We start from the raw sequence: 581 nt of genomic DNA, 5'->3' as shown, positions 1-581 counted from the left end.
ATTACGATTCGTTTTGATGGTCAGTTTGGCGAAGGTACGCTGCATGCGCCGTTGATTGGTGAATTCAACGCAGCCAACTTAATGCTGGCATTTGCGACCTTATTGAGCCTTGGTTTTGATAAGAGCGATTTGCTAGCGACGGCTGCTCAATTGCAGCCGGTGTTAGGCCGAATGGAGCTATTCCAAGCTGAGCATCGCGCCAAAGTTGTGGTCGATTACGCTCACACGCCTGATGCGCTTGAAAAAGCATTACAAGCACTGCGCGTGCATTGTGACGGACAGCTTTGGGCTATTTTCGGTTGTGGTGGCGATCGCGATGCGGGTAAGCGTCCGATGATGGCAGAAATCGCTGAGCGTTTGGGTGACAAAGTCGTCTTGACCGATGATAACCCGCGCAGTGAAGACCCTGTATTCATCGTCAAAGATATGCTTGCTGGCCTATCCAAACCAGCAGAAGCGATTGTCCAGCATGATCGCTTTAAAGCGCTTTCTTACGCGTTAGAAAACGCTGCGCCTCAAGACATTATCTTGCTGGCAGGTAAGGGCCACGAAGACTACCAAATTCGTAACGGCGAAACGAT

General features: G+C 50.4%; 1 protein-coding gene. It reads left to right on the top strand.

Going from position 1 to position 581, the window contains the following annotated elements; translation table 11 throughout:
- The coding region (locus R7190_RS29250) for a UDP-N-acetylmuramyl-tripeptide synthetase (protein WP_318138123.1) at positions 1-581 on the top strand (581 nt) is incomplete at both ends.

The organism is Vibrio sp. 1078-1 (assembly GCF_033340475.1).
Note: the sequence above shows the minus strand (reverse complement) of the source record. Positions and strands in the feature narration are given on the sequence as shown.